This is a genomic window from Bradyrhizobium sp., from assembly GCF_016462955.1.
Lineage (GTDB): Bacteria > Pseudomonadota > Alphaproteobacteria > Rhizobiales > Xanthobacteraceae > Bradyrhizobium.
In genome coordinates this window covers 1-4,047 of record NZ_JAEMSD010000016.1, presented here as the reverse complement: position 1 = coordinate 4,047, position 4,047 = coordinate 1, and the positions used below count along the sequence as shown (strand labels likewise).

Here is a 4,047-nt window from a genome sequence, read left to right as displayed (position 1 = left end):
CGGCGATGATCCTGAACCAGATATCAGGCAACGAAAGCGTCGAGCGCGGGATCGCGAAGGCCATCGAGCAGCAGGAGATCGCGCGACTGGCGATCGAGACGAAGAGCGAAGCCCGCCGCATGCAGGTTTTCGTCCGAGACCTCCGCCTGGCCAGGACCGAAGCTGACGTGAAGGGGGGAGAGGAACGGCTGGCGGCGGCAAGCAAGGACGCCGATCGGCTGGCCGCCGACATCTTCGACCGATCGGCATCGGTCGAGACCAAGGCCCGTATCCAGGAACTTCGGAAGCAGATCGGCGTGTATATCGCCGCCGGCAATCGTGTCGCGACCAACCGACATCGGATGATCGTCGCTCAGGAGGCAGGGCGTACCTCCGAGGTCACGGCGCTTGAGATCGAAGTCGTCGATCTTGCGCACACCGCCACCCTTCCCGCTTCGTCGAAGATCGACGAGATGACCGATCAGATCGGGAAAATCGCCTCGACGAGGGCGGAGGCCGAGAAGAACGAGATCGCGACCGTCATGTCCGCTTCCGGCACGACCTCCGCCGTCGTGGGCGGAGCGGCGATCCTCGTTCTCGTCGGCGCAGGACTGATGAGCGTCTTCGCGGTCTCGCGGCCGATCGGATCCATGGTCGCGGCCATGAAGGCGCTCGCGGAAGGTGACCTGTCCGTCAGCGTCGTCGGACTGGACCGCGGCGACGAAGTCGGCGACATGGCGCGCGTGACCCAGGTGTTCAAGGACAGCCTCGTCGAGACGCGGCGGCTGCGCGCAGAACAGGTCGACACGGAAGCCCGCTCCGCCGCGGAGCGGAAGCGCGACATGGAACGGTACACGACGTCCTTCGAAGAGGCCGTCGGCGGCATCATCGCGCGCGTGTCCTCCAACTCGGCGAGCCTCGAACAGGCGGCCAGCGCGCTGACCGACACGGCATCGTCCACCCGCGAACTGTCGACGACGGTCGCCTCGGCGTCCGAAGAGGCGTCGGCGAGCGTGCAGTCGGTGGCTGCCGCCACCGAGGAGATGGCGGCGACCGCGGCCGAGATCGGAAGACAGATCGAGGGCTCGTCCAAGGTGGCGAGGGATGCCGTCTCGCAGGCGTCCACCACCGATCAGTCGATGATCAAACTCGCGGCGGCCGCCGACAAGGTCGGAAACATCGTCGGCATGATCACCGCCATCGCAGATCAGACCAACCTCCTGGCGCTCAACGCCACCATCGAGGCGGCGCGTGCGGGCGAGGCGGGCCGCGGCTTCGCCGTGGTGGCATCGGAGGTGAAGGGACTCGCCGCCCAGACCGCGAACGCGACAAAGGAGATATCGGGCCACGTCGCAGACATCCAGTCGACGGCATCGGGCGCGGTCGTCGCGATCAAGGGCATCATGGCGACGATCGACAACATGTCCGAGATCACCGGCGCCATCGCGGCCGCGGCCGAGGAGCAGGGCAACGCGACGCGGGAGATCTCGCGGAACGTGCAGCAGGCGGCTATCGGCGCCACGCAGGTATCGTCAGGCATCGTCGAAGTCCAGTCTGGCGCCACCGAGACCGGCGCGGCGTCCGCGCAGGTTCTAGCCTCGGCCAAGTCTCTTTCTACGGACGGTCAGCGGCTCAAGCACGAAGTCGCCGATTTCCTCGCGCGAGTGCGGGCCGCATGAACGCCTTGCAGATTTCCGGTAGCCGAATTGATCGCCGATTAAGCGAAGCGGGATATCGTCCGAACCGATCCGCGCTCACCTGAGGGACCTCTCGATGGCGGAAATTCTTGCATTCCCGGCGGAGCGCGGCGCGCGTCCCGCCGCATCCCAACTGAGCACGCTGCTTTGCGAAGTTGCCGGCGCGCAGAAGCGCACGGTCAACGAACTCGAAGCGCCGCTCGACGGCCTTGAAACCGCGGCCGCGAACTTCCTGCGTCTCGACCTAAGCCCGGCTGCGCGCGACGTTTTGACGCATCAGGCACGCATGATGGAGAGTGCGCGCGCCCAGCTGCGCGAGCTCCATTCCTACTACGACCGCGACCGGTCGATCGTTCCGCTCCACATATTCTCGATTTCCCACGGTATTTGAGTCATGAAAAAGAACCTGCCCGTCACCGACGTCGAATACCAGCTTCACGACGACACCATGATCGTGTCGAAGACGGACGCGAAAGGCCGCATCACCTTCGTCAACGATCAGTTTATCTCCGTGTCCGGCTTCTCCGAAGAGGAACTTCTCGGCAAGCCGCACAACATCGTGGGTCATCCCGACATGCCGCCGGAGGCGTTCGAGGATCTCTGGACGACCTTGAAGGCCGGCAAGCCGTGGGCGGGGGCGGTCAAGAACCGGCGCAAAGACGGCGGATTCTATTGGGTGCTCGGCAGCGCGACCCCCATCTGGGAGGCGGGCCAGGTCACGGGCTACATGTCGGTGCGGACGAAGCTCGCGCAGGACCAGCGCCAGGAGGCCGAGCGTGTCTACGCCCTGATCAACGAGCATAAAGCCGGCACCTTTCGCGTCGACGGTGGCGTCATACGCCGCAAGTCTTGGACGGACCGGCTTTCGCTCTTCACTTCGACGCTCAGGGCTCGGCTGACGACGATCGTGGCCCTGCAGGCCCTCTTCGTGGTCGCGATTGGCGGCGCCGGTCTACTTTCGCTGCGCGACGTCAACGCCGGCATGAAGACGATCTACGAAGACCGTACCGTGCCGCTGTACCAGCTCTTCCAGGTCAACGACGGCCTGAAGCAGACGACGACGCTGATGTATGAAGCGGTTTCCGAGGCGAAGAAGGGCAAGTCCACCGAGGGAATCGCCGAGCGCATTTCGTCGATCAGGGAAACCGCCGCGAAATACTGGTCGGAATATCTCGCGACCTATTTGACGCCTGAGGAGAAGAAGCTCGCCGATTCCTTCGAAAAGAGAAGGCGCGAGTTTCTCGAACGCGGCCTCGCGCCGGGTCTCGCTCTGCTCCAGGCCCGCAAATTCGACGAGCTCGAGGCATTCGTGACGGACAAGTCGCTTCCCGCCTTTGCAGCCGCGCGCGCCGACATGGAAGGCCTGATCAAACTTCAGGTCGACGTCGCCAAGGAGGAGTACGAAGCGGCCCAGTCGCGTTACGGCTGGGTGTTGTCGGGCGTCGTTGGATTTTTGGTCGCGGCGCTGCTGGCGGGTCTTTGGCTCGGTTGGCTGACCTTGAGCGCCATTGGACGGCCGCTGCGGCGGCTGAGGGACGCGCTGGAGCAGATCCAGCAGGGCAACTACAATAGCCGCATCGTCGTCGAGCGCGACGACGAGCTCGGGCATGCCCTGCGCGACGTCCAGGCGATGCAATCCAAGCTCGGTTTCGACCGCGAGGAACAACGCGCCCGCCGCAAGCTGGCCGAAGAGGAAAAGCGTGAGGCGCTGCAGGAGATGGCTGCCACCGTCGAGCGCGAGACGAACGCTGCGGTCGGCGAAGTCGCGACCAGGACGGAGCGCATGGCCGGCAACGCCTCCCAGATGAACGAAAGCGCGGCGTCCCTCGGCACCAATTCCAGCAGCGTCGCGGCCGCTGCCGAACAGGCGCTGGCCAACTCGGAGACGCTGGCCAAGGCCGCGAAGGCGATGCGTGCCTCGATCGAGGAGATCGCCTCCCAGGTGCAATCCTCGCGCAGTCTGACCATCGAGGCGGTCTCGGCGTCCAGAAGCGCGCAGGATACGATCTCCAAGCTCTCTGACGCGGCCGCCAAGGTCGGCACCGTGACCAGCCTGATCAGCGAGATCGCCGGACAGACCAACCTGCTCGCGCTGAACGCGACGATCGAGGCGGCACGCGCCGGCGACGCGGGCCGCGGCTTCGCGGTGGTGGCCTCCGAAGTCAAGAGCCTGGCCGAGCAGACCGCGAAGGCGACGAGCGAGATCGCGCAGCAGATCACGGAGATGCAGACCGCCACCCAGCATTCGGTTTCGTCAATCGCGACCATCGGTCGGGTGATCGAGGGAATCGAGACGCTTTCCTCGACGATATCCGATGCCATGGAACGGCAGGATGGCGTGACGTCGGAGATCGCGCGCACGGTGGAGGAA

The 4,047-nt window shown here is 65.1% G+C and carries 3 protein-coding genes; all 3 read left to right on the top strand.

The annotated features are described in order from the left end of the window. On the top strand, positions 1-1,658 hold a 1,658-nt coding region (locus tag JHD07_RS03530; RefSeq protein ID WP_291618983.1), incomplete at its 5' end, for a methyl-accepting chemotaxis protein. A 94-nt stretch (positions 1,659-1,752) separates the two neighbouring features. Beyond that, on the top strand, positions 1,753-2,067 hold the full coding sequence (locus JHD07_RS03525) for a hypothetical protein (RefSeq protein WP_291618981.1): 315 nt from the start codon (positions 1,753-1,755) through the stop codon (positions 2,065-2,067). A gap of 3 nt (positions 2,068-2,070) precedes the next feature. After that, on the top strand, positions 2,071-4,047 hold a 1,977-nt coding region (locus JHD07_RS03520), incomplete at its 3' end, for a methyl-accepting chemotaxis protein (protein WP_291618979.1).